At 71.0% G+C, this 21,949-nt stretch carries 25 protein-coding genes; 11 read left to right on the forward strand and 14 right to left on the reverse strand.

What is annotated here, in order from left to right; genetic code table 11:
- Positions 1 to 65: 65 nt before the first annotated feature.
- The gene (locus ABT254_RS38450; RefSeq protein WP_351481084.1) at positions 66 to 992 is read right to left on the reverse strand and encodes a DUF6807 domain-containing protein; all 927 of its coding nucleotides are present in this window, start codon (positions 990 to 992) and stop codon (positions 66 to 68) included.
- Positions 989 to 2,176, reverse strand: a complete 1,188-nt coding sequence (locus tag ABT254_RS38455; RefSeq protein ID WP_351481086.1) for a Gfo/Idh/MocA family protein — start codon at positions 2,174 to 2,176, stop codon at positions 989 to 991. The genes ABT254_RS38450 and ABT254_RS38455 overlap by 4 nt, the downstream gene beginning before the upstream one ends.
- A 263-nt stretch (positions 2,177 to 2,439) precedes the next feature.
- Between ABT254_RS38455 and ABT254_RS38460 the strand changes: the two genes are divergently transcribed.
- Both ABT254_RS38460 and ABT254_RS38465 read left to right on the forward strand, forming a co-directional pair.
- Positions 2,440 to 3,315, forward strand: coding sequence for an undecaprenyl-diphosphate phosphatase (locus ABT254_RS38460; RefSeq protein ID WP_351481089.1), 876 nt, complete (start codon positions 2,440 to 2,442; stop codon positions 3,313 to 3,315).
- A gap of 160 nt (positions 3,316 to 3,475) precedes the next feature.
- Complete coding sequence (locus ABT254_RS38465) at positions 3,476 to 3,655, forward strand: hypothetical protein (protein WP_099927297.1); 180 nt, start codon at positions 3,476 to 3,478, stop codon at positions 3,653 to 3,655.
- Between the two features lie 24 nt (positions 3,656 to 3,679).
- Here ABT254_RS38465 and ABT254_RS38470 read toward each other — a convergent pair whose 3' ends face one another.
- On the reverse strand, positions 3,680 to 4,660 hold the full coding sequence (locus tag ABT254_RS38470) for an LLM class flavin-dependent oxidoreductase (protein WP_351481092.1): 981 nt from the start codon (positions 4,658 to 4,660) through the stop codon (positions 3,680 to 3,682).
- Between the two features lie 152 nt (positions 4,661 to 4,812).
- Here ABT254_RS38470 and ABT254_RS38475 point away from each other — a divergent pair, with 152 nt between their 5' ends.
- Both ABT254_RS38475 and lnt read left to right on the forward strand, forming a co-directional pair.
- On the forward strand, positions 4,813 to 5,298 hold the full coding sequence (locus ABT254_RS38475; protein ID WP_030927705.1) for a nuclear transport factor 2 family protein: 486 nt from the start codon (positions 4,813 to 4,815) through the stop codon (positions 5,296 to 5,298).
- Between the two features lie 70 nt (positions 5,299 to 5,368).
- Positions 5,369 to 6,958 (forward strand): apolipoprotein N-acyltransferase, encoded by a 1,590-nt coding sequence (gene lnt, locus ABT254_RS38480; protein ID WP_351481096.1) that lies wholly within the window; start codon positions 5,369 to 5,371, stop codon positions 6,956 to 6,958.
- On the opposite strand, the gene ABT254_RS38485 is transcribed toward lnt, so the two are convergent.
- Positions 6,876 to 7,787 (reverse strand): Gfo/Idh/MocA family protein, encoded by a 912-nt coding sequence (locus ABT254_RS38485; protein WP_351481099.1) that lies wholly within the window; start codon positions 7,785 to 7,787, stop codon positions 6,876 to 6,878. The two genes, lnt and ABT254_RS38485, sit on opposite strands and share 83 nt — an antisense overlap.
- Before the next feature lie 276 nt (positions 7,788 to 8,063).
- Here ABT254_RS38485 and ABT254_RS38490 point away from each other — a divergent pair, with 276 nt between their 5' ends.
- Positions 8,064 to 8,576 (forward strand): DinB family protein, encoded by a 513-nt coding sequence (locus ABT254_RS38490; protein ID WP_351481102.1) that lies wholly within the window; start codon positions 8,064 to 8,066, stop codon positions 8,574 to 8,576.
- Between the two features lie 112 nt (positions 8,577 to 8,688).
- Positions 8,689 to 9,159 carry a hypothetical protein gene (locus ABT254_RS38495; protein WP_351481105.1) on the forward strand — a complete coding sequence of 157 codons (471 nt, stop codon included), beginning with the start codon at positions 8,689 to 8,691 and terminating at the stop codon, positions 9,157 to 9,159.
- Between the two features lie 27 nt (positions 9,160 to 9,186).
- Here the strand turns inward: ABT254_RS38495 and ABT254_RS38500 are convergent, their stop codons facing one another.
- The 7 genes from ABT254_RS38500 to ABT254_RS38530 form a co-directional block, all read right to left on the reverse strand.
- The gene (locus tag ABT254_RS38500) at positions 9,187 to 9,708 is read right to left on the reverse strand and encodes a hypothetical protein (protein ID WP_351481107.1); all 522 of its coding nucleotides are present in this window, start codon (positions 9,706 to 9,708) and stop codon (positions 9,187 to 9,189) included.
- A 122-nt stretch (positions 9,709 to 9,830) separates the two neighbouring features.
- Complete coding sequence (gene ung / locus ABT254_RS38505) at positions 9,831 to 10,514, reverse strand: uracil-DNA glycosylase (RefSeq protein WP_351481110.1); 684 nt, start codon at positions 10,512 to 10,514, stop codon at positions 9,831 to 9,833.
- 104 nt (positions 10,515 to 10,618) lie between these two features.
- Complete coding sequence (locus tag ABT254_RS38510) at positions 10,619 to 12,202, reverse strand: ABC transporter substrate-binding protein (protein ID WP_351481112.1); 1,584 nt, start codon at positions 12,200 to 12,202, stop codon at positions 10,619 to 10,621.
- 212 nt (positions 12,203 to 12,414) lie between these two features.
- Complete coding sequence (locus tag ABT254_RS38515; protein WP_351481114.1) at positions 12,415 to 13,176, reverse strand: SDR family oxidoreductase; 762 nt, start codon at positions 13,174 to 13,176, stop codon at positions 12,415 to 12,417.
- A 13-nt stretch (positions 13,177 to 13,189) separates the two neighbouring features.
- Positions 13,190 to 13,951: a 3-oxoacyl-ACP reductase FabG gene (fabG, locus tag ABT254_RS38520; RefSeq protein WP_344399191.1), complete on the reverse strand. Its 762-nt coding sequence runs from the start codon at positions 13,949 to 13,951 to the stop codon at positions 13,190 to 13,192.
- A 157-nt stretch (positions 13,952 to 14,108) separates the two neighbouring features.
- Positions 14,109 to 14,558 carry a DUF3037 domain-containing protein gene (locus tag ABT254_RS38525; protein WP_351481118.1) on the reverse strand — a complete coding sequence of 150 codons (450 nt, stop codon included), beginning with the start codon at positions 14,556 to 14,558 and terminating at the stop codon, positions 14,109 to 14,111.
- On the reverse strand, positions 14,555 to 15,319 hold the full coding sequence (locus tag ABT254_RS38530; RefSeq protein WP_351481121.1) for a HipA family kinase: 765 nt from the start codon (positions 15,317 to 15,319) through the stop codon (positions 14,555 to 14,557). Before ABT254_RS38530 ends, ABT254_RS38525 begins: the two co-directional genes overlap by 4 nt.
- A gap of 155 nt (positions 15,320 to 15,474) precedes the next feature.
- Between ABT254_RS38530 and ABT254_RS38535 the strand changes: the two genes are divergently transcribed.
- Positions 15,475 to 15,972, forward strand: coding sequence for a Rieske (2Fe-2S) protein (locus ABT254_RS38535; protein WP_351481123.1), 498 nt, complete (start codon positions 15,475 to 15,477; stop codon positions 15,970 to 15,972).
- Here the strand turns inward: ABT254_RS38535 and ABT254_RS38540 are convergent.
- Positions 15,959 to 16,615 carry a cysteine hydrolase family protein gene (locus ABT254_RS38540; RefSeq protein ID WP_351481126.1) on the reverse strand — a complete coding sequence of 219 codons (657 nt, stop codon included), beginning with the start codon at positions 16,613 to 16,615 and terminating at the stop codon, positions 15,959 to 15,961. The genes ABT254_RS38535 and ABT254_RS38540 overlap by 14 nt on opposite strands.
- 157 nt (positions 16,616 to 16,772) lie before the next feature.
- On the opposite strand from ABT254_RS38540, the gene ABT254_RS38545 reads away from it, so the two are divergent.
- The gene (locus ABT254_RS38545) at positions 16,773 to 17,240 is read left to right on the forward strand and encodes a pyridoxamine 5'-phosphate oxidase family protein (protein WP_030948271.1); all 468 of its coding nucleotides are present in this window, start codon (positions 16,773 to 16,775) and stop codon (positions 17,238 to 17,240) included.
- Here the strand turns inward: ABT254_RS38545 and ABT254_RS38550 are convergent.
- Positions 17,237 to 18,139, reverse strand: a complete 903-nt coding sequence (locus tag ABT254_RS38550) for a LysR family transcriptional regulator (protein ID WP_351481129.1) — start codon at positions 18,137 to 18,139, stop codon at positions 17,237 to 17,239. The genes ABT254_RS38545 and ABT254_RS38550 overlap by 4 nt on opposite strands.
- Before the next feature lie 74 nt (positions 18,140 to 18,213).
- Between ABT254_RS38550 and ABT254_RS38555 the strand changes: the two genes are divergently transcribed.
- Positions 18,214 to 19,203 (forward strand): DMT family transporter, encoded by a 990-nt coding sequence (locus ABT254_RS38555; protein ID WP_351481132.1) that lies wholly within the window; start codon positions 18,214 to 18,216, stop codon positions 19,201 to 19,203.
- 39 nt (positions 19,204 to 19,242) lie between these two features.
- Here ABT254_RS38555 and ABT254_RS38560 read toward each other — a convergent pair whose 3' ends face one another.
- Positions 19,243 to 20,574 (reverse strand): aminotransferase class I/II-fold pyridoxal phosphate-dependent enzyme, encoded by a 1,332-nt coding sequence (locus ABT254_RS38560; protein ID WP_351481135.1) that lies wholly within the window; start codon positions 20,572 to 20,574, stop codon positions 19,243 to 19,245.
- 35 nt (positions 20,575 to 20,609) lie between these two features.
- Here ABT254_RS38560 and ABT254_RS38565 point away from each other — a divergent pair, with 35 nt between their 5' ends.
- The gene (locus ABT254_RS38565) at positions 20,610 to 21,296 is read left to right on the forward strand and encodes a pyridoxamine 5'-phosphate oxidase family protein (RefSeq protein ID WP_351481138.1); all 687 of its coding nucleotides are present in this window, start codon (positions 20,610 to 20,612) and stop codon (positions 21,294 to 21,296) included.
- On the forward strand, positions 21,296 to 21,943 hold the full coding sequence (locus tag ABT254_RS38570; RefSeq protein ID WP_351481140.1) for an FMN-binding negative transcriptional regulator: 648 nt from the start codon (positions 21,296 to 21,298) through the stop codon (positions 21,941 to 21,943). The genes ABT254_RS38565 and ABT254_RS38570 overlap by 1 nt, the downstream gene beginning before the upstream one ends.
- Positions 21,944 to 21,949 lie beyond the last annotated feature (6 nt).

The raw sequence follows: 21,949 nt of genomic DNA on the forward strand, positions 1-21,949 counted from the left end.
CCAGTCGTAGACCGCCAGGTGCGAGACCGCGACCGAGCCCGGCAGTCCCGTGAACTCCCCTGTTCTCACCACGGATGCGCCTCCAGGTACTTGGTGATCTCCTCCCGCTCCCACGAACCGTCGGCCACCACGATCCGGTAGCGGCGGGTGAGGGTGTCGCCGGGGGCGAGTTCCAGCTCGTCGTAGAACGCCCAGGACGGGGCGACCGCGGCGAACGGCTCGTTGCGTACGAACCAGTGGGCGGGGTGGGTGCCGCGCTCGCCCAGGTGGTCGTTCTCGGGGGCGTGCGCGAAGACGAGGGTCGCGTGGCCGTCGCTGCCGTCGTGTTCGCCCGAGAAGGCGAGCCACGGCGCCTGCTCGCCCATCAGGCCGGGGCCCTCGGCGTCGGGGCCGATGATCCGGCCGTCGCGGAAGGCGCGCGGGCCGCGCCAGAACAGGCCGGTGTAGCCGGCCATCTCACGCCCCGCGGTGGTCGGGCTGCCGAAGCGCAACGGCTCGTCGCGGCGGTTGGTGACGGCGCTGGACCAGGTCAGCGCCCAGGAGCCGGACTCCGCGTCGACGTCGTGGATCTCGATACGGCGCTCCTCGTCGGCCCACAGCTCCCCGCTGTACGGGCGCCAGGTCAGCCGTTCCGCGATGACCGCGCGGTCGTCGTGAACCGCCACCTCGTCGAAGGCGACGTGCGCCATCGAGCCGACGCGCTCGGGCAGTTCGAGGTAGCCCTCGCCGTGGACGTAGGAGTTGCCGCCCCACAGGTTGGCGCCGGACAGGTGGGAGGCCGTCAGCTGCAGGCCCTTGTGCCAGCGGTGGTCGTTGGGCCGGTAGTCGGTGACGACGTCGCCCGCCAGGGTGCGCAGGGGATGGATGTACGGCTTCGGGGCCTCCCAGGCCGCTTCCGGGGCGTAGACATAGCTCAACAGCTCGACGCCACCGGCCCGTTCGGTGATCGTGATGCGGTCACCGAGGGCGTGCACGACACACAGCCCGGTCATGCGGGCACCTCCTGGGCCGCCACGGGAGCGACGGGTGCCCAGCCAGGCGCTCCGCCGTGCATCGCCGTGTGGAACGGGTCGCCGGGACCGATCTCACCGGCCTTGACCGTGGTGTCCGTGAAGGCCGCCTTGTAGATCGCGGCGATCAGCTCCAGGCTGGTGCGCCCGTCGGCGCCGCTGCTGCGCGGACGCTCCCCCGCGCGCATGCTCGCCACCAGCTCCCGCAGCTGCTCCAGGTGCGAGCTGGGCACGTCCGCGCCGAAGTCCTGCCAGGCCGCGGCCTCGTCGCCGGACACACCAGGGGCCGGGGTGATGCGCCAGTTCGCGTTGGAGTGGCCGTAGAGGTGGGTGAGCTCGACCGTGGCGCGCTCGCAGTCGATGCGGATGCGGCTGACCTCGTCGGGGCTCAGCACGCTGTTGACGACCGTCGCCATCGCCCCGTTCTCGAAGCGGATCAGGGCGGTGGAGACGTCCTCGGTCTCCACGTCGTGGACCAGGCGCCCGGCCATCGCCCGCACCTCGCTCCACGGGCCGAGCAGGTCCAGCAGGAGGTCCATCTGGTGGATGCCGTGGCCCATGGCGGGGCCGCCGCCCTCGGTCGCCCAGCGGCCGCGCCAGGGCACGGCGTAGTAGGCGGTGTCGCGGTACCAGGTGGTCTGGCAGTGCGCGACGAGCGGCCGGCCCATGGCCTGCTCGGCGAGCAGCCGCCGTACGTGCCGCGAGCCGGAGCCGAAGCGGTGCTGGAAGACGATCGACGCGTACGGACCGCCGTCCTTGCCCTCCTCGGCCTCGACCGCGTCGTAGTCGGCGAGCGTCGGCACCGGCGGCTTCTCGCACCACACCCACGCCCCGGCGCGCAGGGCGGCGACGGTCTGCTCGCGGTGCAGCGTCGGCGGGGTGCAGATGCTCACCAGGTCGGGTCGCTGCTCGCGCAGCATCTGCTCCAGGTCGGTGTAGGCGTGCGGGATCCCGGTCGCCCGGCAGAACTCCTCGACCGCGGTGGCATCGATGTCGACGGCGGCGACGACCTCCGTCTCGCCCTCCTCGGCGAGCCTGGCCAGCGCGGGCAGGTGCGAGCCCCGCCCGATGGCGCCGGTGCCGATGACGGCGGCCCGGACGCGCCGGCCGGAGAGCGGGGCGGCGGGGGCCCGGTGCGTCCCGGGGTGGGTCTCGGACGTGGACATGGACCTGATCAGCACTCCTCCGGGAACGACGAGCTACGAGGAGGAGCAGCGTCAGCAAGCGCTTTCTCCTCCCAGAAACGTAAGCTCCGCCCCCACACCTGGTCAACCACCCGGAACCCACGGCCGCCGGGTGCCCCCGAAACCCCTGTGCCGGGCCTGTCGGCGCCGGACGTTAGGCTGCCCTTTCACACCGTGATCACGACGCCCGCCGGCGTGACCTTCCGTCACGCCTGCCACGATCAGCACTTGGACGCCGTACCTCCATGTCTTGGTTTGAATCCCTCGTCCTCGGACTCGTCCAGGGGCTGACCGAGTTCCTCCCCGTCTCCTCCAGCGCGCATCTGCGGCTGACCGCCGCCTTCTCGGGCTGGAAGGACCCCGGCGCGGCCTTCACGGCGATCACGCAGATCGGCACGGAGGCCGCCGTGCTGATCTACTTCCGCAGGGACATCGGGCGGATCGTCTCGGCCTGGGCGCGCTCGCTGGTGAACAAGGAGATGCGCCGCGACCACGACGCCCAGATGGGCTGGCTGGTGATCGTCGGCTCGATACCGATCGGCGTGCTCGGGCTGCTGTTCAAGGACCAGATCGAAGGCCCTTTCCGCGATCTGCGGATCACCGCGACCATGCTGATCGTCGTCGGTGTGGTCATCGGCATCGCCGACCGGCTCGCGGCACGCGACGAGACGGGCGGCCGGCACCGGGCGCCCAAGCAGCGCAAGACGCTCGAGAACCTGGGCGTGAAGGACGGCCTCGTCTACGGTCTGTGCCAGTCGGCGGCGCTCATCCCGGGCGTCTCCCGCTCCGGCGCCACCATCAGCGGCGGTCTGTTCATGGGCTACAAGCGGGAGGCCGCGGCCCGCTACTCCTTCCTGCTCGCCATTCCGGCAGTGCTGGCCTCCGGCCTGTTCGAGACCAAGGACGCGCTGGAGAGCGGCCATGTCGCCTGGGGCCCCACGCTGTTCGCGACGGTGATCGCCTTCGCGTCCGGGTACGCCGTCATCGCCTGGTTCATGAAGTGGATCTCACACAAGAGCTTCATGCCGTTCGTCTGGTACCGCATCGCGCTGGGCATCGTCATCATCGCCCTGGTCACGGCGGGCGTCCTGAGCCCGCACGCGGCGGAGTCGGCGGGCTGACCAGCACCCGGCCCTCCGGCGGGAGTGCGGACCTCAACGCTCCGCCGTCCTGCGGAAGTTGCAGCTCCGGGCGGCGCCGCGAAAATCCGTGACCAATGACATACGTCATGGGTAGCCGACCGGTAGCGCAGTGTCAGTGCTTGCCCCTAGGCTTGTGCGCATGTCCCCCCATTCCTCAACCCCTGGTTCCGTGCGCTCCGCCGCCGAGGTCAACGAGCAGATCCGTGCGCTGTGGATGCGCGCGGGCGGCTCCCTGTCGGCCCAGGAGCGCGCGGAGTACGAGCTGTTGGTGGTCGAGTGGGCGGCGGCGATCCAGAGCGACGTCATCGAGGCGGCCTGACCGGGAGCCGTCCTCCTTCGCGCCTCACCCGGCCGGGGCGGCGTGCTGCCTGACGAGTTCGTACGAGCGCAGGCGCGCGGCCGGCGCGTATACCGGTGTGACCAGCATGAGTTCGTCCGCGCGGGTCACCTCCACCAGGTCCGCCAACTGCTTCGCGACGATGTCCGGTGAGCCGTGGGCCTGTTGGGCGCGAAAGCCCGACAGTGCCCGCTCCTCCTCAGCGGTGAACGAGTGGGCGGCCGCCTCTTCGGGAGTGGGGAACGGGATGTCTCCCCGCCCCTTGAGCAGACCGGCCCTGACGACATCCATCGGTCCCGCCAGCCGGGCCGCCTCCTGCTGCGTCTCGGCGCACACCGTTTCCACGCAGACCAGCACGCGAGGGCGCTCGCACCAGCGGGACGGCGAGAAGCGCGCCCGGTAGTGATCGAGCGCGGCAAGGGTGTTGTCCGGGCGAATGTGGTGGGCGAAGGCGATCGGCAGTCCGAGTTCCGCGGCGAGCGCCGCACCGGCCGTACTCGACGCGAGCAGCCATGGCTCCGGGAGCGGGCCGAGCGCGACCTCGTCCAGCAGGAAACGCAGGGTCGCCGCCACGTCGTCGCGGTACTCCTCGTCCGTCGCCGGCCCGGCCCCGCGCCGCAGGGCCCGCGCCGTCGGCTCGTCGAAGGTGCCGGGACCACGGCCGATGCCCAGGTCGATCCGGCCGGAGTGCAGCGCGGCCAGCGTGCCGAACTGTTCCGCCAGCATGATCGGGGCGTGGTTCGGGGCCAGCACGCCCCCGGCACCGAGGCGTAGGGACGAGGTCAGCGCGGCCGCGTGCGCGGTCAGCACAACGGGCGGGAACGCCCCGATGGCCGGGGAGTGGTGATGCTCGGCGTACCAGAGCCGCAGGTAGCCGAGGTCCTCGATGCGCCGGGCGAACTCGGCGGTGTCCCGTAACGTGTCCGCGGCCCGGGCGCCGGACTGGACCATCGCCACTTCGAGCGCGCCGATCGGAATGGTGATCATTCGGTCAGTATAGGAATCGCTGATCGGCATCCGGACGCGCCGGGCGTCGAACGACGGGCGCGGTCAAGGAAGTTGGACGGTCGCTGACAACGAAGTTGTGTCGTCGCCGCACACCCCTTGGCCCGGCACGTCCCATGCCCAACACTGAGCCGATGACGCAGCGCGTGGAGCTCGCGACCGTGATGGACCGGCTGGCCGTCGACGAAGTGGTCACCGACTACGCGGCGGCCGTGGACGACGGTGACTGGAAGGCGTACCGGGGGCTGTTCACACCCGACGGGCGCGCGGACTACCGCTCGGCCGGCGGCATCGAGGGAGGTGCCGGGCAGGTCGCCGCGTGGCTTGCCGAGAGCATGCTGCTGTTCCCGATGCGGCAGCATCTGATCGTCAACCGGCGGGTGCGGTTCGGGATGCTGGAACAGGACATCGGCGACACCGCGCGCGTGCGCGCCGACTACGTCAATCCGATGCGGTTCACGGCGGACGGCGGAGGAACGGCCGCGCCCGACTTCGTGTGCGGCGGCCGTTACGCCTTCGGGTTGCTGCGGACGTACGACGGCTGGCGGCTGCGCGAGGTCGTCGTGGAGGAGAAGTGGCGGCGCCTTCCCGAGCCGCGTGTGGCGCCCGCGGCCGAGTGATCCGGGGTCCTCTGTCCACGATCAGCGAAAGAACGCACACTGGAGCCACCGCCGGGTAGGGAGATGCCGTATGAAGACCTTTGGTCCATGGCTCGCCTCCCCGTGGCGGCGCTCGGCGGTCGCCGCTGTGGCGGGCGCCCTGCCCGTGTTCGCCTTTCCCGCCCCCTCGCTGTGGTGGTTCGCCTACGTCGCCCTGGTCCCGTGGATCATGCTGGTCCGCTCCGCGCCCACCGGGAAACGGGCGGCCTACGACGGCTGGTGCGGCGGGTTCGGCTACATGGTGGCCGTGCACCACTGGCTGCTGCCGAGCCTGAACGTGTTCATCTTCCTCATCGCCGCCCTGCTGGGCGCGCTCTGGGCGCCGTGGGGCGGGCTCGTTCGGCGTTTCCTGGGCGGGGTGCCCGGGCCGGGGCGCGGACTGGCTGCGCTCCTCGTGCTGCCGTCCGGCTGGCTGATGGTCGAGCTGGTGCGCTCCTGGCAGGGGCTGGGCGGCCCGTGGGGCATGCTCGGCTCCAGTCAGTGGCAGGTGGAACCGGCGCTGCGGCTCGCGTCGGTCGGCGGGGTGTGGCTGCTCAGCTTCCTGGTGGTGACCGTCAATGTCGCCGTCGCCGCGCTGGTGGGCGCGTGGATCAGTGGCAGGTCACATCCCACCGTGGTCTGGGTTCCGGCCATGGCGGGCCTGGTCGCGACCGCCGCCGCGACCTCGGCCGGCTGGGTATGGGCACCGCGTCCGGACGTCGACGGCCGGGTGCGGATCGCCGTCGTGCAGCCGGGCGTCATCAACGGCGCCGACAAGCGCTTCGACCGCGAGGAACAGCTCACCCGGCAGCTCGCCGGGCAGCACCCGAACCTGATCGTGTGGGGCGAGAGCAGCGTCGGGTTCGACCTCGGCCAACGCCCCGACCTGGCGAAACGCATCGCGGCCCTCTCCCGCGAAACAGGGTCCGACATCCTGGTCAACGTGGATGCCCGCCGCTCCGACAAACCCGGCATCTACAAGAGTTCGGTGCTCGTCGGCCCGGACGGTCCGACCGGCGACCGCTACGACAAGATGCGGCTCGTGCCCTTCGGCGAGTACATACCCTTCCGTACGGCGCTGGGCTGGGCGACCTCCGTCGGCAAGGCGGCGGGCGAGGACCGCAGGCGCGGCTCGGAGCAGGTGTTGATGAACGTCGGGCACGGGCTGCGCATCGGCCCGATGGTCTGCTTCGAGTCGGCGTTCCCCGACATGAGCCGCCATCTCGCACAGGACGGCGCCGAGGTGCTGATAGCGCAGTCGGCGACCTCGACGTTCCAGCAGAGCTGGGCACCCGAGCAGCACGCCTCGCTGGCCGCACTGCGCGCCGCGGAGACCGGGCGCCCGATGGTGCACGCGACACTGACAGGGGTGTCTGCCGTGTACGGGGCGAGCGGGCAGCGGCTGGGGTCCTGGATGGGGACGAGCTCCAGCGCGGCGGCGACATATGACATTCCGCTGGCCCACGGCACCACCCCGTACGTCCGCTACGGCGACTGGCCGGTGCACGGCGCCCTCCTGGTCCTGGCCGTATGGTGCGCCGCCGAGGGCGTACGGGCGGTCAGGCTGAGGCGGCCCGGTCCTCGACCGCACGTACCACCCGCTCGCACAGTTCGTGAGTCGCCAGTGCGTCCCGGGCGCTGAGCACCTTCCCCGCCCGTACGGCGTCGAGGAAGGCCAGCACCGCCTGTTCGATGCCGCGCTGCCGGGCCACCGGCACCCAGTCGCCGCGCCGTCGCACGGTCGGCTGGCCCTTGTGGTCGATCACCTCGGAAAGGTTGAGGACCTGCCGCTTGGTGTCCTGGCCGGACACCTCGAGGATCTCCTCCGCCGAACCGCTGAGCCGGTTCATCACCCCGAGCGCGGTGAAGCCGTCCCCGGCCAGTTGCAGCACGACATGGTGCAGCAGACCACCCTCCACGCGCGCGCGTACCGTCACGTCGTCGACGGGCCCCGGCACCAGGAAGCGCAGCGTGTCCACGACGTGGATGAAGTCGTCGAGGATCATCGGGCGTGGCTCCTCCGGCAGCCCGATGCGGTTCTTCTGCATGAGGATCAGCTCACGCGGGTGGTCCGCGCACTGCGCGTACCCGGGTGCGAAGCGCCGGTTGAAGCCGACCGCGAGCGAGACGTCGCGCTTCTCGGCGAGCGTCACCAGCCGCTCGGAGTCGGCGAGTTCGTAGGCGAGGGGTTTGTCGACATAGGTCGGCACGCCCGCCTCCAGCAGCCGGGTCACGATCTCCGGGTGGGTGATGGTGGGCGCGTGCACGAAGGCGGCGTCGAGGTCCTGGGCGAGCAACGCGTCCAGGGTGGTGTGCCGGTGGTCCGCCGGGAGGTGGAGGCTGTCGCCGATCCGGTCGAGCGTCGCGGGCGTACGGGTGTGCAGGTGCGGTTCGATCCCGGGGAGGCCGGCGAGCACCGGGAGGTAGGCCTTCTGCGCGATGTCGCCGAGTCCGATGCAGCCGACCTTCACGGGGTGATCTCCTCTGGCGCGTGCCTGCCGGGGTCCTGCCGGAAGCATACGGCTGCCGCGGCGACCACCGACGGGCGAGGGAAACGGCTGGGCAGGAGGAGGGGACGGCGCGTCCTGGCCTGGGGGCGGTCGCGGTGTTGCGTACGGCCGTTTCAGCCGGGCTGCTCCTCATCGGTCCAAGGCGGGCAGCACCTCGGCGGAGTGAATCCCGTCCCCGCCACGAGCGCGGCGGAAAACTCGTCGCCGGTTCGGATGCCGTTGGGAAAGGATGCCGTCATGACGATCGAGCGCCGTGAACCCGCGACCACCGCCGACGAACGCACCATGCTGGACGGCTGGCTGGACTACCACCGCCAGACCCTGGCCTGGAAGTGCGAGGGCCTGACCGACGAGCAGCTCAGGACCACCTCCGTGGAACCGTCCACGCTGTCCCTGATGGGGCTGGTGCGGCACATGGCCGAGGTGGAGCGCTCCTGGTACCGCCGGATCCTCGCGGACGAGGACGCGGGCCCGATCTACTACAGCGACGAGGACCCGGACGGCGAGTTCCGCCTCACCGAGGCCGACACCTGGGCGGAGGCGTACGCCACCTGGCAGGCCGAGATCGAGGCCGCACGGCGCAACGCGGCCCGCTTCACCCTGGACGACACCTCCAAGGGCAGGCACCGGCGCACCGGCGAGCGCTTCAACCTGCGCTGGATCCACACCCACATGATCGAGGAGTACGCCCGCCACAACGGCCACGCCGACCTGCTCCGCGAACGCATCGACGGCAGCACGGGCGACTGACGTCACCCGGAGCGCACGCCCGGCCCCCGTACGGGGCGGGAGATCACCCGCGCGGGGCATCCTTCGCTCATACGCCGCCCCCGGGGCCGCCCGAGCCGCCATCGTTGCGCGGGTGCATCGAACGACGACCACCGCAACGCTCCTGGTCACCGTGGCCGTCTCGGCCCTCACCGGCTGTGTGACGATCCAGCGCCCGCCCGCGTCCGGCCCGCCGCCGGCACCGTCCCCGCCGTCGGCTCCGTACCCGGACGACCAGGGGACTCCGCAGATCGTGCAGGCGCCGGTCCGCGAGGCGCTGGAGCGGACCGCCCCGACCGGACGGCCGGAGCGCCAGCCACCCGAGCGGCAGGGACCACCGGACGCGCACTCTGCGGCGCCCCCCTCGCACCCGCGGCCCCGTCCCCGGCCGCCGCACCCGGAGCACGGGCACCATGGCCGGCCGCACGTCGAGATCCCCGACCTGCCCAAGCCCGTCCCGAAGAACGTGAGGAACACGGACATGTGCGCCCTCGGCCGGACGTACGGGGGCTGGCGGCCCGACAGCCCGGAGGCGGTCATCTGCAAGCAGGCGTACGGGAGTTGAGGCGGCCGTAGTCGCTCCGCACAGGCCCTACGGCCGCTGCCGCGGCGGCCCCCACCGGCCGTCGCCGTCCGGGTCCCTCTCCCCCAGCCGCAGTTCCAGCCGCCCGATCGCCGCCCGCACCCCGTCCCCGTAGCTGTCGTCCGCCAGCGCCTCGGCCGCGCTGCGGGCCTGGCGCAGATGGGTGCGGGCGGCGCCGCTGCGGTCCAGCTTCACATAGTCGGCCGCCAGGTTCAGATGCAGCGAGGGGTAGAGCGCGCGCACCGCCAGTGTTCCTTCGTGTTCCGCGAGGCGGTCGCCCGTGAGTTCCTCGGCCGCGGTCAAGGCCCGAAGGTCCCATGCCAGTTCGTCCGCGGGGTCGTCCTGGGTGTCGGCCATGTAGTGGGCCAGCGTGCAGCGGTGCAGCGCGTCGCCGTGCTCGCCGATCTCCGCCCACAGCTGCAGGAAGCGGTGCCGGGCCTCCTCGCGGTCGCCCGCATGATGCAGCATGACCACCTGCCCGATCCGCGTCATCACGGCGTCCGGCGCCGCCTGCTCCTGCCCGTTGGCCACCGCGTCCTCCGCACACACTCGTCGGCTGGTCGGCTGTCCCGACCGACGCTAACCGCCGCCCGCTGCAATCCCGGTCAGGCGGCACCGGGCCGATCCGGTGCGCAACCGGCCCGGCGGGGTGGTCAGCCCAGGTTCGGGATGGTCCAGTCGATCGACTGGTGCCCCTGGAGGGCCACGGCCTCGTTGATCTGCGTGAACGGGCGGGAGCCGAAGAACTTCTTCGCGGACAGCGGGGAGGGGTGGGCGCCCTTCACCACCACGTGCCGGGTCTCGTCGATCAGCGGGAGCTTCTTCTGCGCGTAGTTGCCCCACAGCACGAAGACCGCCGGGTCGGGCCGGTCGGCCACCGCGCGGATCACGGCGTCGGTGAACTTCTCCCAGCCTCGGCCCTTGTGCGAGTTGGCCTCGCCGCCACGCACCGTGAGCACCGCGTTGAGCAGCAGCACGCCCTGCCGGGCCCATGGCATCAGATAGCCGTTGTCCGGGACCGGCAGACCGAGCTCCTCCTTCATCTCCTTGTAGATGTTGCGCAGCGAGGGCGGGGTTTTGACACCCGGACGGACCGAGAAGCACAGGCCGTGACCCTGTCCCTCGCCGTGGTACGGGTCCTGGCCGAGGACCAGGACCTTCACCTGGTCGTACGGTGTGGCGTCCAGCGCGGCGAAGACCTCTTCGCGCGGCGGGTACACGGGACCCTTCGCCCGCTCCTCCTCGACGAACTCCATGAGCTCCTTGAAGTAGGGCTGCTGCAGTTCGTCGCCCAGGACCCCGCGCCAGGACTCGGGCAGCATGGCGATGTCGGTCACGTCAACTTCCTTACGATGTGCGGTTGACCGGGTGCGGTCGCTTCCAGGATCAGAACCTACAGGCGACCACTGACAACGGCCCCGCGCTCCCCGAAAGGCACCGTCTACCAGCTGGTCTTCCGGGACAGCTCGCCCATCAGCATGATCGTCGACGGGTCCAGCGCCTGCTCCGCGCCGGAGATGTCCTCGCTCGCGGCCACGTACTGCTTGCCCTGCCACAGCGGCAGCAGCCGGGCGTCGTGCACCAGGATCTGCTGGGCCTGCTCGAAGTCGGAGACCACGTTGGCGCGGTCGCTCTCGCCGCGCGAGCGGGGCAGCAGCTTCCCGGTGATCTCGGGCGCCGGATAGGGCGTGCCGAGTGCGTTCTGGTTGCCGACGAACGGCGCGATGAAGTTGTCCGGGTCCGGGAAGTCGGGGAACCAGCCGCGCCCGAACACCGGGTACTCGCCGTTCTGGTAGCCCTTCACGTACGTGTTCCAGGGGCGGCTCTTCAGGGTGATCGTGAACAGGCCGGAGTCCTCCAGCTGACGCTTGATCTCCGCGAACTCCGGCTTGGTGGAGGAGCCGTAGCGGTCGGTGGTGTACCAGAGCGTGAGCGGGACGCGCTGGGTGATGCCGGCGTCGGTGAGGATCTTGCGGGCCTTGGAGGTGCTCGGGCTGCCGAAGTCGTCGAAGAAGTCGGTGGTGTGCCCGGTCAGGCCCTTGGGGACCATGGAGTACAGCGGCTCGACGGTGTCCTTGTAGACCTTGTGCGCGATTGCGCCGCGGTCGACGAGCTGGGCGATCGCCTTGCGGACCGGCAGCTTGCCCGCCCAGGAGTCCTTCGGGTTGAAGACCAGGTAGTTGATCTCGATGCCGGAGCCCTCGATGAGCTGGAGGTTCCCGCTCGCGTCATGGCGCTGGAGGTCGACGATGTCGTTCGCGTTGAGGCCGCGGAAGGCGACGTCGACCTGCTTGTCCTTCAGAGCGGTGACCATGGTGGACGAGTCCTGGAAGTAGCGGATGGTCACCGCGTCGTTCTTGCGCTCGGCGTAGCCCTTGTAGTTGTCGTTCTTGACGAGCTCGGCCTTCTTGCCCTCCTCGTACGACTGGAGTGTGTACGGCCCGGAGCCGTCGATGCTGTCGCCCTTGCGCAGGGATCTCTCGGGGTACTCCGCGGGGTCGACGATCGACATGGCGGGAGTGGCGAGCACGAACGGGAAGGTCGCGTCGGGCTTGTTGAGGTGGAAGACGATCTCCCGGTCGCCCAGCGCCTGCACCCGGGCGAGGCTGCCGAGCAGGCCGGCGGGTCCCCCGTTGACGTTGATCTTCAGGATCCGGTCGATGGAGTACTTGACGGCCTTGGCGTCGAGCGTGTGCCCGTCGGAGAACTTGAGCCCTTCGCGCAGCTCACACGTGTACGTCGTGTTCGAGCTGTCGGTGAAGCGGCAGCTTTCCGCCGCGTCCGGCTGCGGTGTGGTCGCCCCGGAGGGGTAGCTGAGCAGCGTCTGGTAAATATTGCGGAACAGTTCCCAGGACTGGTCCCAGGAAGCCGCGGGATCCAGTGTGCTCGGCGCGCTGGTCGTGCCGACGACGATGGGGCCCTTGCTGTCGGAGGAGTCCGCCGAGAGGACTCCGCAGCCCGCCACCAGCGACGATATGGACGCGATGGCCGCCGCCTGCCGCAGGCCTCGGTTCCGGTTGAACACGCGCTCGCTCCTCGATCTGCCGTACCAAGGGTCGGCAGACCATACCGCAGTGTCACGAGGGTTGAACCCGGTCGGTACAAGGGCCTTGATCAGCTTCTCTATGACGACGTTGTCATTCCGCTGTGCCTCTCCCGTACGACGACAAGGGCGCCGTTTCCGTCAAGGAAACGGCGCCCTTGTGCACCCGATCGTTACGGTTGCAACCGCTTGCCTCAGGCGACGCCGGCGTTGAGGAAGATGCCGCCGTCGACGACGAGCGTCTGCCCGGTGACCCAGGCGGACTGCTCGGAGGTGAGGAACGCGGCGGCGCCACCGATGTCGGAGGGCACGCCGAGCCGGGCCAGCGGGTAGGCCGCGGCCGCCTCCGCCTCCCGGCCCTCGTACAGGGCCTTGGCGAACTGGGTCTTCACGACGGCCGGGGCGATCGCGTTGACCCGCACCTTGGGCGCGAACTCGTGCGCCAGCTGCTGGGTCAGGTTGATCAGCGCGGCCTTGCTGACGCCGTACGCGGCGATGAAGGGCGAGGGCGCGAGGCCCGCGACGGAGGCGATGTTGACGATCGCGCCGCCGTTGTCCTTCTGCCAGGCGTGCCAGGTCTTCTGCGCGAAACCGAGCGCGGAGATCACGTTGGTCTCGAAGACCTTGCGGGCCACGTCCAGGTCGAGGTCGGCGATCGGGCCGAACACCGGGTTGGTGCCGGCGTTGTTCACCAGGTAGTCGACGCGGCCGAAGGCCTCCATCGTGCGCTCGACCGCCTCGGCCTGGTGCTCCAGGTCGTGCGCCTTGCCGGCGATGGCGATGACGCGCTCGGCGCCCAGCTTGTCGACGGCCTCCTTGAGGGCGTCCTCGCCTCGGCCGGTGATGGCGACGCGGTCGCCACGGGCGACGAGCGCCTCGGCGACGCCGTAGCCGATGCCTCGGCTGGCGCCCGTGACGAGGGCGACCTTGCCGGAGAGGGCGGGCAGTTCAGTCATGGTGCGTGATCTCCTAGTCGAGCGGTCCGCCGGCGACGTACAGCACCTGGCCGGAGACGAACCCGGCCGCCTCGCCCGTGAAGAAGGCGATGGCGTTGGCGATGTCGTCCGGCTCGCCGACCCGGGCCACGGGGATCTGGGTGGCGGCAGCGGCCTTGAAGTCCTCGAAGCCCATGCCCACGCGCGCGGCGGTGGCGGCGGTCATGTCGGTGGCGATGAAGCCGGGGGCGACGGCGTTGGCGGTGATGCCGAACTTGCCGAGCTCCTTGGCGAGGGTCTTGGTGAAGCCCTGCAGGCCGGCCTTGGCCGCGGAGTAGTTCACCTGGCCGCGGTTGCCGAGCGCCGAGGACGAGGACAGGTTGACGATCCGGCCGAAGCCCGCGTCCACCATGTGCTTCTGGACGGCCTTCGACATCAGGAAGGCACCGCGCAGATGGACGTTCATGACGGTGTCCCAGTCGGAGACGCTCATCTTGAACAGCAGGTTGTCGCGCAGCACGCCCGCGTTGTTGACGAGGATCGTCGGCGCGCCCAGCTCCTCCACGACCCGCGCGATCGCGGCCTCGACCTGCGCCTCGTCGGAGACGTCCGCGCCGACCGCGAGCGCCTTGCCGCCAGCCGCGGTGATCTTCTCCACGGTGTCCTTGCAGGCGGCCTCGTCGAGGTCGATCACGGCGACCGCACGGCCCTCGGCCGCCAGTCGTACGGCGGTGGCGGCGCCGATGCCGCGCGCTCCGCCGGTGACCACAGCGACCCGCTGCTCAGTGGTGGACATTGCTGCTTCTCCTCGCCCTCGAGAAAGTACGCCCGCTTGAAAGTACGTCCGTCGTCGGTACGCCCGCTTGATGAGCGACCGCTTAGTACCTTCGGCAGACGTGACGCTAGAAGGCCTGGCACTCGGTGTCAACGGCACGCGACGCGGGTGTGATCCATTACCTCACCAGCAGGTCGAGCAGGCGTTCCGTCTCGGCCGCCGGATCGGCGGTGAGCCCAGTGTGCACCGGCCCGGGCTGGAGGACCGTGGAACGCGGCGCAATCAGCCACCGGAAGCGCCGTCCGGCGTCGTCGCCCGCGGCCTGCCCGGCCGCCTCCCCGCCGCCGCACACCCGCTCGACGGCCCCGAGGGCGGCCCGGATGCCGGGCACGTCCGCCGCCGGGTCGAGGGCCAGCAGCCGCGCCTCGTCGAGATGGGTGCGGGCGCCGACGTAGGCCTTGGCACGGCAGTAGACGAGCACGCCGGCGTTGATGCACTCGCCGCGCTCCACCCGCGGTACGACGCGCAGCAGCGCGTACTCGAAGACATCCCGGTCGCCGCCCTGTCCGCCGCGGATGATGTGCCGCTCGACCACCGAGCCGGCCATGTGGATGTGGCGCTCGCTCACTTGCCCTCCTCGATTCCGGTGACACGTTCGTGGACGACTCCGGCCCGGGCCAGCAACGGCCGCGCGTAGGCCCGCCGGAGGTCGTCCGGGGTGTCGAAGCCGGGTTCACCGGCCAGCCAGACGTCCGGGATCTCGGCGGTGACCTCGGCGAGGAGCTCCTCGGTGACGCGGGGCGCCAACTCGGCGGCGGCGCCCGCGAGATCGGGGGCGAAGCGGGCGAGGGCGTGGTCCGAGGCGTCGTAGGAACGACCCGCCGAGGCCTCGGCGCCGGGCCAGTTGTGGTGCCAGATCATGGTGGCGCCGTGGTCGATGAGCCACAGATCGCCGTGCCGCATCAGCAGGTTGGGGTTGCGCCAGGAGCGGTCGACGTTGTTCACCAGGGCGTCGAACCAGACGATCCGGCCGGCCTCTTCGGGGCTCACCGTGAAGGCGAGCGGGTCGAAGCCGAGGGCGCCGGAGAGGAAGTCCATCCCGAGGTTGGTGCCGCCGCTGGACCGCAGCAGGTCCTGCACCTGCTGCTCGGGCTCACCGAGCCCCAGCACCGGGTCCAGGTCGATCGTCACGAGCCGCGGTACCCGCAGGCCGAGTCGGCGGGCGAGTTCGCCGCAGACGACCTCGGCGACCAGTGTCTTGCGGCCCTGTCCCGCGCCGGTGAACTTCAGGACGTAGGCCCCGAAGTCGTCGGCCTCGACGAGTGCGGGCAGCGATCCGCCCTCCCGCAGGGGCGTGATGTAGCGGGTCGCGATCACTTCCTTGAGCATCGCCCCAGGTTACTGGCCGACAGCGAAACGACAGCTCTGGCTTACCGCCCCCTGATCCCGAGCCCGTCAAGCTCTCGACGTCGTCTGAACAACCCTTGCTCGGCGACCGTACCCCTGGACAGATCTTCGAAGCCTGCATGGAAGGGAACGTCAGCATGACCAGCGAACCGCTCCATCCCGTTCCGGCACCCGGCCGCCGTACCGTCGTGGCGGCGGTGGGCGCGACGGGGCTCGCCGTCGCGCTGACCGCGTGCGGATCGGACAACGGGTCCTCGGACTCCTCGTCCTCCGACACCCGGGCGGGCGACCAGGCGAGCGGCGGCGACTCCGGCGCGAGCAGCAGCGCCTCGTCCGGCTCCGGCGGCGGCACCCCGCTGGCCAAGACGGCTGACATCCCGGCGGGTGGCGGCAAGATCTTCAAGGACCAGGGCGTGGTGGTCACCCAGCCGACGGCGGGCACCTACAAGGCGTTCTCGTCGAAGTGCACGCACCAGGGCTGCGCGGTGTCCGAGATCTCCAATGGCGTGATCATCTGTCCGTGCCACAAGAGCGAGTTCTCCGTGACCGACGGCAGTGTGAAGAAGGGTCCCGCGACGCAGCCCCTGCCCACCGAGAAGATCACCGTCACCGGGGACTCGATCACGCTGGCCTGATCCGCCCGCCCCGGGCCCGTTCGAAGCAGCGCAGCACCTCGTCCGTGGTCGCGACCGTGGCGACCAGTGCGAGGGTGTGGCGGATCATCGCGGGGGTGTACTCGGAGGGCACTCCCGCGATGGCGTCGGACGGCACGACGGCGGTGTAGCCGCGGTTCACGGCGTCGAAGACGGCGTTGGGGATCGCCACGTTGGCCGAGACCCCGGTCACGACCAGGGTGCGGCAGCCCAGGTTGCGCAGCAGCGCGTCGACGTCGGTGCCCTGGACCGGGGACAGTCCGTGCAGCCGTCGTACGACGAGGTCCGCCTCGGTGACCTCGATCGGGGCGGCGACGCGCACCGCCGACGTGCCGGCCAGCTGCTGCACGGGCAGGCGTTCGGCGGCGCGGAAGAGGCGGGCGTTGCGGCTCGCGCCACGGCCGTCGGGGCGGCGCTCGGCGACGGCGTGGACGACCTGGATCCCGCTCTCGTGCGCGGCTGCCACCAGCCGGGCGACGTTGGCGAGGGCTCCCGAGGAGCGGGCCTCGCGGGCGAGTTCGGGAAGCGCGCCGTCCGGGCCGACGACCCCCTGCTGGCACTCGACGGTCAGCAGCACGGTGGTCGCCGGGTCGAGGAGTTCGCTGAGCTGTTCGTACGACGGCACGGTTCCCCCCTCGTCGGCGGCGTCCGGAGCGGGCGAGCGTAACGGCCATTGCGCACGGGCGGAAGACGTTCCATCCTTTTCGGACCGTCCTTTTCTGACGTGATGTCAGAGGATCACTGGAGTTCCTCTGACACGACGTGAGAGAAGAGGGGGCCGCATGACCGTCACTCAGCGTCGGGGCCGGAAGATCATGATGACGCCCGGTGAGCTGGACGAGTTCCTCGTCACCCAGCGCACCTGCCGGGTCGCCACCGTGTCCGCGGGTGGAGCACCGCACGTCAGCACATTGTGGTTCGCCTGGGACGGCACCTCGATGTGGCTGTACTCCGTCGTGCGCAGCAAGCGCTGGACCGACCTGCGGCGCGATCCGCGGGTCGCGATCGTCGTCGACACGGGCGAGGAGTACGACGAGCTGCGCGGTGTCGAGCTGTCCGGATCCGTGGAGTTCGTGGGCGAGTTCCCCCGCACCGGGGAACTGTGCGCCGAACTCGACGTCCCGGAGACCCTGTTCGCCCGCAAGAACTTCAACCTGGAGGAGATGCCGCACGACGGCCGGCACGCCTGGGTGCGGCTGACCCCGGAGAAGATCGTCTCCTGGGACTTCCGCAAGCTGGGCCCGGCCTAACCGACCTCGCGCCCCGCGTCCTGAAGCGCCTCGACCGCCGCCCGGATCGACGGGCGGCGGTCGGCGTCCGCGCGCCAGACGGCGTAGATCTGGCGCCGCACCGACTGGCGCACGGGCACGGCCCGCACGCCCTCCGGGAGCGGTCCGCGCCCCAGTCTCGGTGCCACACAGACCCCCAGCCCCGCACCGACCAGGGCGAGTTGAGTGGGGTGTTCTTCGGCGCGGTGGGCGACGCGCGGCTCGATGCCCTTGGAGCGCAGGGTGTGGATCAGCCACTCGTGGCAGAACTCGTTCTCGCCCCAGGTGATCCACTCGTCGTCGGCGAAGTCCTCCAGGTCCACCTCGGTGCGCTCCGCGTAACGGTGGTCGACGGGCATCGCGATGTCCGCGGTGTCGTCGAGGATGACGGCCTTGACCAGCCCGTCGGGCATGGGCAGCGGCCTGTTGTACCAGTCCAGGACGACGGCGAGGTCGAAGTCGCCGCGCATCACGGCGAGGACGGCGGGCTCTGGCTCCGTCTCCCGCGAGGTGACGCGCAGCCCGGGATGCGCCTTGCGCAGCTGGGACAGCGCGGCCGGGAACAGACCCCGTGCAGCGGTCGGGAACGCCGCCAGCCGCAGCTCCCCCACCACCTCCCCGCGGTGCGCCTCCAGGTCGGACTGGGCGAGCTCGACCTGCGACAGGATGCGGGCCGCATGCTCGGCGAGCAGCCTGCCCGCGTCCGTGAGCCGCACGCCCCGCCCGTTCTTGGCCAGCAGCTGCTGGCCGACCTCCCGCTCCAGCTTGGCCAGCTGCTGGGAGACGGCCGACGTCGTGACATGCAGCCCCTCTGCGGCACCACTGACGGAGCCGTGCCGGGCGAGGGCGTCGAGGGTGCGCAGACGCTCCAGATTCAACATATAAGCAATCCTACGAGGTACCCCCTGCAAATTCTCGATTGTGCTACGAGGTGTGGTGCATCATCGTTGCGCCCATGAGCATCACCGCACCCCGCACCCGCCCCGCCCTCGACTGGCGTCTCCGCTTCGGCGCCCTCTCGCTGATCTGGGGATTCAGCTTTCTGCTCATCAAGGTGGGCACCGAGGGGTACGCCCCCTTCCAGGTCACGCTCGGACGGTTGGTGTTCGGTACGGCGGTGCTCGCGGCGGCCATGGCGGTGAAGCGGGAGCGCCTGCCCCGCGGGGCGCGCACCTGGGGGCATCTGACGGTGGCCGCGTTCCTGCTCAACGCGCTGCCGTTCTCCTTGTTCGCCTACTCGGAGCTGACCATCCCGTCCACCCTGGCCGGCATCTGCAACGCCACCTCACCTCTGTGGGGCATGGCGCTCTCCCTGGTCGCGCTGTCCGAGGACCGGCCGACCCGTGTGCGCGTGGCGGGGCTCGGCCTCGGCTTCCTGGGCGTACTGACGGTCCTCGGCGCCTGGCAGGGCTTCCACGGGCTGGACGCCACCGGCACGGCGATGGCACTCCTGGCCTCCCTCAGCTACCCCGTCGGCTGGATCTACGTCCGCCGTACGCTGGCCGGGACCGGGCACTCCCATCTGTCCATGACGGGGGCCCAGTTGCTGCTGGCCGCGGTTCAACTCGGCGTGGTGACACCGCTGTTCACCTCGGTCCCGGCGCGGTTTCCCGTGGTGCCGCTGCTTGCCGTCGCCGCGCTGGGGGTGCTGGGGACGGGGCTTGCGATTCTCATCCAGTACGGACTGGTCGCCGAAGTCGGGCCCACCACGGCCCAGATGGTGACGTACTTCATTCCGGTGATCGCTACGGCTGCGGGCGTTGCCGTTCTTGGGGAGTCGCTGCGGTGGTCCACCCCGGTGGGGGCGGTGATTGTTCTGGCGGGGGCTGCGCTTACGCAAGTGCGGGCTCGTTCAAGTGCGCCCAAGGGGGTGGGAGTTGAGGAGGGCCGGCGTGTGCAGGTTGTCGGCGGCCGGGCGCGCCCACGCGGCGGAGCCGCAATTTGATACAACCTCGCGCCCCTGAGGGGGTTGCCCTCCTCCCCCTCACACATAGCTTCGGGTCGGTGAAGGGCCCAGAGCCCTGGAGATCGCGTCCGCCAGGAGGCTGACCTCCTCGGGCGCCAGGGTCGCCACCGTGACGCGGATGCCCGGTGGGGCGCTCATGCGGAAGCGGGCGCCCGGGGCGACTGCCCAGCCGGCGTGGAGGAGGGCGGCCACCGCGGTCGTTTCGTCGGGGACGGGGATCCAGACGTTCAGGCCGGTGCGGCCGTGGGCCTCGACGCCGCGCTGCGCGAGGGCGTCGATCAGGAGGTCGCGGCGGGTGCGGTAGGTCTCCGCGACCTCGCGTGTGTCCAGCACCTCGTCGGACCACAGCCGTACCACCGCCCGCTGGATGAGGCGGCTGACCCAGCCGGGGCCGAGGCGGTGCCGGCCGCTCACCCGGTCCTCCGTGGTCGTGTCGCCTGTGAGGACGGCGAGGCGCAGGTCGGGGCCGTACGCCTTGGCGACCGAGCGCACGAAGGCCCAGTGCCGGGTGATGCCGGCCAGGGGGTGCAGCGGGAGGTCGACGATGCCATGGCCGTGGTCGTCCTCGACGAGGAGGATCTCCGGGTGGTCGCGGAGCACGGCGCGCAGGGCACGCGCGCGCGTGGCGGTCACGGCGGCGCCGGTCGGGTTCTGGGCGCGGTCCGTGACGATCAGGGCGCGGGCGCCGGCCGTCAGGGCCCGTTGTACGTCGTCGGGGAGGGGCCCCTCGTCGTCGACGCCCACCGGGGCCGTGCGCAGGCCGAGCGCCGGGACGAGGTCGAGCAGGCTGCCCCAGCCGGGGTCCTCCACGGCGACGGTGTCCCCCGGTTTGAGGTGCGCCGCGAGCACGCGCTCGATGGCGTCCAGTGAGCCGGACGCGACCGTCAGCGGTCCGTCCGGCACCCCGTCGGCGTCCAGGTCCGCACGCGCGATCCGCTCCAACTCCGGCTCCACGAGGGCGTCTCCGTACAGCACGGGCTCCCGGTCACCCTGCTCGCCCGCCGCCGCGAACACCTTGGCCAGCGAGGGCAGCAGCGCCGGGTCGGGGTTGCCGCTCGCCACGTCCCGGACGCCCGCGGGCACATCCATCCGGACGTGGTCGCGTCCCGTGGTGGCCGGCTTGGGCCGCACCCGGCTGCCGCGCCGCCCGGAGGTCTCGATGACCCCGCGCTCCCGCAGGATCCGGTAGGCGGACGCGACCGTGTTCGCATTCACGCCCAGCTCGACCGCCAACTCCCGCATGGGAGGCAGCAGTTGCCCGGGCTCCAGCTCGCCGGACCCCACCGCACGCTCGACGCTCGCCGCAATCTCTGCTGCGCGTCGCCCTTCGATCCGATATCCTCCTAGCACAAATCAGATTATGCACTAGTGCAATGGAGATGGCAATGCAGGGGCCCCAGCAGCAGCCGACGTCGCAGCCCGCCGCCTACACGCCGACCGACCGCACCGTCCCCACCCGCTCCGCGGACCGGGCTTCGTACGACAAGGAGCTGGTGCACGCGATACTCGACGAGGGCTACGTCTGCCATCTGGGCTTCGTGCGGGACGGGGCGCCCGTGGTGCTGCCCACGCTCTACGGGCGCGTCGGCGAGCGGCTCTACGTGCATGGTTCGACGGGCTCCCGTCCACTGCGGATGACCGGCCGCGCCGACCCGGGGCTGGCCGTGTGCCTGACCGTCACGCATGTGGACGCGCTGATCCTGGCCCGTTCGGCCTTCCACCACTCGATCAACTACCGGTCCGTGGTGGTGCACGGCATCGCGCACGACGTGACCGACCCCGAGGAGAAGCGGGCCGCGCTGGACGCCCTGGTCGACCACGTCGTACCGGGCCGGGCGGCCGACTCCCGGCCCGCGAACAGGAAGGAGCTGGCCGCCACCGCGGTGATCCGCCTCGACCTGAACGAGGTCTCCGCCAAGCTCCGCACGGGCGGTGTGAACGACGAGCCCGAGGACCTGGCCCTGCCGCACTGGGCCGGCGTCGTCCCGCTGCGGAAGGGGTACGAAACCCCGGTGCCGGACGCCGACCTGATCCCGGGCATCACGCTCCCCGAGTACCTGGCGGTGCCGTGATGCTGATCCACCCGTGGGACGCGGCTCGTGACGACGCCGAGTGGCAGCAGTGGCTGGGCTCGCACGACTTCGGGCAACTCGCCGTCAACGGTCTGCCGGGAGAGCCGCCGCACGTGCAGCCGCTGCACTTCGCCTACGACGCCGAGCGCGGCGAGGCCGTCACGCACCTCGCCCGCCCCAACCCCCTGTGGCCGGCACTGGAGGCGAACCCGGACGTCCTGCTGAGCGTGGTCGACGACTACGTGTACGTCCCCGGACCCTGGCAGGCCCCGCCGGACGCCCCGCCCGAGCACGGTGTCCCGACGAGCTTCTACACCGCGGTCCAACTCCGCTGCACGGCCCATGTCGTGGACGATCCGGCCGAGAAGGCCGCCCTGCTCAACCGCCAGGTCGGCCACTTCCAGCCCGAGGGCGGTTCCGCGTCGGCGGCGGTGGGCGAGGAGCCGTACGGCAGGTTTCTCTCCGGCATCCGCGGTCTGCGGCTCGAAGTGGTCGCCGTACGGGCGAAGTTCAAGTACGCGAGTCACAAGCCGGAGCAGGTCCAGGACCGGATGGTGGCGGAGCTCGCGGCGCGGGGCGGCTTCCGGGACGCGGCTGCCCGGGAGCACCAGCTGCGGCGGCGAGGGGTGTGGTCGGGGGCCCGGTGACGCGCC

This window comes from Streptomyces sp. NPDC001137, from assembly GCF_040298885.1.
Classification (GTDB): Bacteria; Actinomycetota; Actinomycetes; order Streptomycetales; family Streptomycetaceae; genus Streptomyces.